Origin of the sequence: uncultured Catenibacterium sp., assembly GCF_900540665.1 — a bacterium.
Lineage (GTDB): Bacteria > Bacillota_I > Bacilli_A > Erysipelotrichales > Coprobacillaceae > Catenibacterium.
On the sequence record NZ_UQGV01000112.1, the window covers coordinates 1 to 3,954 of the forward strand.

Consider the following 3,954-nt stretch of genomic DNA (forward strand, 5'->3'; position numbering starts at 1 on the left):
TATGAGTTTAAATCCACGTTTTGACAACTAGGAGGTCATTTCATATTATCTATAAAAACAAATAACGACGAAATTAAAGTAAGAGACGAATCAAGAAATATATCTGAAGTGACAGAAGAACTTCTATTAGATGCAAGATCATCTCTTGAAAACAAGAAAACTATAAGTGTTCCTATTGGGAAACTATCATCTTTAGGTGCAGGTGTTTCTTCACTTATTCCTGCACTGCATACAGTTACGACAACTACTACTTTTTCAACTGATAAATTATATAAAATCGCAAATCAAGCAACGGGAGATACCTTGAAAATGGCTAAGGATGGAACTGCCTGGGGTGCTATGAAGACACAGGCAGGAAAATCTAAAATGGCTAAATTAGCTGAAGCAGGTCCTCTTTCTGCTACATCTCAAGCTGTATTTCCAATAGATCCTGCTACTATGATGATGGCAGTCGCTTTATATTCTATTGAGAAAGAACTTGGAGAGATTGCGAAAACACAAAAACAAATATTGTCGTTTATGGAATTCAAAGATGAGGCAGATATTGAAGGTGATCTTGAAACAGTCAATGAACTTCTTACTAATTATAAGTACAACTGGGATAATGAAATGTATGTTTCAAATAGTCATAAGATGGTTATGGATATAAAAAGAACCGCTAGAAGTCATATGCTATCACATCAAAAACAGATAACTGAATGTCTTTCTTCAAAGAAACTATTAGTTGGACAAGAACAAGTCAAAGAATCTTTATCTGACTTAGAGAAAAAATTCAAGTATTATAGACTTTCTTTATACACTTATTCTCTAGCATCTATGATGGAAATCATGCTTGGTGGTAATTATAAAGAAGAGTATATTGCAGGTATTAGAGATGAGATTAAAGAACTATCAAGCAAATATAGAAATCTGTTCAATGAAAGTTCAGTTTATATTGAAAAACTTGGAGATAATTCTGTTGAGTTCAATGTCGTAAATAGTTTAGGTATAGCAGGAAAGGCTGTTGGTAAAATGATTGGCAGTATCCCATTTATTAGTGAAGGACCTATAGACGAATTGCTTAAAGAGGGTGGAAGCCAGTTAAAGAAAGCAGCCAAAGAAATGAAGATGGATGCGGTTCATCAGTTTGCATCATTAAGTGATTCAGGTGTTCATGTATTTGTTGATAAAATGGATGATATGATTCAGATTTATAACCATACTGAAGAAATCTGTTTTGATGATAAAGAGATTCTTTTGGTTGTAAATTAAATAATCAAACAAAGGCACCATTAGGGTGCTTTGATTATCAAGTATATACTAGATAAGTATAAAGAAATGATACAATTCAGGCTTTCTTTCAAGATTAACATGACATCACCTTGGTTTCTCTATATAATACTTAGTGAGGTGAAAAAGTATGAAACTAATTAAAAACATTCAAGTCTATGCACCAGAAGATTTAGGTGTCAAAGACGTATTGATTTCAGATTCTAAAATAGAAAAGATAGATGATCATATCACATATCCTTATTCTATTGAAACAATTGATGGGACAGGTTGTATTCTTACTCCAGGTCTTATTGACCGTCATGTACATATCACAGGTGGTGGGGGAGAAGCAGGCTTTATTTCTCGTGCTAGACCTATTGAAGTCAATGAAATACTAGATGCAGGTATTACTACTGTCATTGGATTATTAGGTACAGATGGCTATACAAGAAACACAAAAGAATTATTCGCTAAGGCAAAAGAATTGACTCAAAAAGGTGTCCATACCTATATTCTAACAGGAAGTTATACATATCCTACATATACGCTCACTGATTCAGTAGAAGATGATATTGTATTTATTGATAGTATTCTAGGTGTTAAGCTTGCATTAAGTGATCATAGATCAAGTCATATTACTGATGATGAACTTGTGCGTTTAGCTTCTCAAATCCGTACAGCAAGTCTTATTGCTGGAAAACAAGCTAATTTAACACTTCATATGGGTGATGAAAAACAAGGATTAACTCCTGTATTTCATGCATTAGAAAGAGCTGACATTCCTGTTTCTTTATTCCAGCCTACACACTGTAGTCGTAATCCGCACTTATTTAAAGATGCACTAAAGTTTGCTGAAATGGGTGGTACAGTTGACTTAACATGTGAAGGTGATGGCAAGACTCTAGAATTCATTAAACAGTTTAAGGATACTTCTAAAGTCACTATTTCTAGTGATGCACAAGGCTCATGGTCTACATATAATGAAGATGGATCTATCAAAGAAATTGGTATTACACCAGTTTCTAACTTAAAGAAAGAATTTATTTCTCTAAAGAATGCATTGGGGTATGAAAAAGCTTTACCATTCTTTACTCAAAATGTTGCTCAAGTATTAGGGTTAAAAAATACAGGAGTCATTAAAGAAGGCTTTGATTGTGATTTAGTTATCTGGAAAGATGATGAAATCAAGCATATCATCACAAAGAAAGATTAATCTCTTTCTTTTTTTATTCCTGCAAATGCATTAAGCAGAGATTTGGGGTTGAAAGTAAGAGTTGATAAGCAAGAATTATTAGATTTGAACATCAACTGCAATACACTCATTGATCGTAAGAGTGGAATAGACTTCAGTCCTTATATAAGAGAAAGAGTAATATACTAGAATACAGGTGCTGATTCCTTTGTAAATCAGCCTTTTATGTTATAATGGATTTGAAAGGAAGAGACATATGAATAATATAAAAGAGAGAATCAAGATATTCTCAGGTGCAAAATTAAAATATATCGCATTTGCCTCAATGTTGATTGATCATTTCAATAAAGCTATTATCTATCCTAATCTAGATGGTGGATTGTTTAATAGAATAAGTGATCTATTTGATATTTTAGGAAGAATCGCTTTTCCAATATTTATCTTTCTTTTAATAGAAGGGTACTTCCATACGAGAAACAAATATAAATACTTAGGGACTCTTTTACTATTTGGTATCATCTCTGAAGTCCCATTTGATATGTGTACATCGGCTGTGTTCTTTGAACCCAACTGGAACAATATCATGTTTACACTTTCGTTTGTACTTGCCATTATATGGTTTATAGATGTACTTAAAAGGAAGTTAAATAAACCACTATGGTATTTTGTTTCCTTCCTTATTGTGGCTATAATGTGTTTTTTAGCTATGAATCTAGGATTAGATTATGAGCATCATGCCGTACTTATTGGCTATTTCATGTATATATTTCATGATAAATATATCTATTCTATACCATTTTGTTATGCTTCAATGTTTAAGGAACCCTGGGCATTACTTGGATTTGGTTTAAATCTGACTTATAACGGAGAAAGAGGGAGACAAAATAAACTGTTCAACTATTTCTTCTATCCAGTACATTTGCTTATTTTAGGAATAATAAGAATGACTCTTCATATTTAGATACATCATCTAAAGTTCATATTAATTGTGTAGTATTAAATTATACGAAAAATATACTTGAAACGAGGTAAATACATATGATTATTGAAACACTAATATCAAAAAGAGATCAATTACCCCTAGAATTAGCTATTATTGAACCAAAAGGAGAACCTATCGGTATTATTCAGTTAATACATGGTATGTCTGAACATAAAGAACGTTATTATGATTTTATGAATTATTTATCAGAACAGGGTTATATTTGTGCTATTCATGATCATAGAGGACATGGTGCAAGTGTAAAAGACACATCACATTTAGGATATTTCTATACAAACGATATAACATATATTGTAGATGATGCTTACCTAGTTACAGAATATTTAAAAAAAAGATATCCTACATTAAATATCTCTATATTTAGTCATAGTATGGGTACATTGGTTTCTAGAAACTACCTAAAGAAATATGAAAAACATATTGAACTCACACAGGAAAACTGAAAAAATTTATTCAGAGGTGTGATTATGGTTGTAAAAAGAGGGGATATTTTTTATGCAGATTTAAG

The 3,954-nt window shown here is 31.8% G+C and carries 4 protein-coding genes; all 4 read left to right on the forward strand.

Translation table 11 applies throughout. The annotated features are described in order from the left end of the window. Positions 1-108 precede the first annotated feature (108 nt). The 4 genes from QZQ55_RS10635 (at position 109) to QZQ55_RS10650 (ending at position 3,889) form a co-directional block, all read left to right on the forward strand. Positions 109-1,251, forward strand: coding sequence for a hypothetical protein (locus tag QZQ55_RS10635; protein ID WP_295093167.1), 1,143 nt, complete (start codon positions 109-111; stop codon positions 1,249-1,251). A 148-nt stretch (positions 1,252-1,399) separates the two neighbouring features. Further along, entirely contained in the window at positions 1,400-2,464 is a 1,065-nt protein-coding gene (iadA, locus tag QZQ55_RS10640; protein WP_295093169.1) for a beta-aspartyl-peptidase, read from the forward strand. Positions 2,465-2,699: 235 nt separating this feature from the next. Then, the gene (locus QZQ55_RS10645) at positions 2,700-3,404 is read left to right on the forward strand and encodes a TraX family protein (protein WP_295093170.1); all 705 of its coding nucleotides are present in this window, start codon (positions 2,700-2,702) and stop codon (positions 3,402-3,404) included. Positions 3,405-3,481: 77 nt separating this feature from the next. Then, complete coding sequence (locus tag QZQ55_RS10650; protein ID WP_295093172.1) at positions 3,482-3,889, forward strand: alpha/beta hydrolase; 408 nt, start codon at positions 3,482-3,484, stop codon at positions 3,887-3,889. The last annotated feature ends 65 nt before the right edge of the window (positions 3,890-3,954 follow it).

Excerpts from the sequence above, each read along its gene's own strand:
- QZQ55_RS10650 (WP_295093172.1), top strand. The coding sequence starts at position 3,482 with ATGATTATTGAAACACTAATATCAAAAAGAGATCAATTACCCCTAGAA.
- QZQ55_RS10645 (WP_295093170.1), top strand. The coding sequence starts at position 2,700 with ATGAATAATATAAAAGAGAGAATCAAGATATTCTCAGGTGCAAAATTA.
- iadA (WP_295093169.1), top strand. The coding sequence starts at position 1,400 with ATGAAACTAATTAAAAACATTCAAGTCTATGCACCAGAAGATTTAGGT.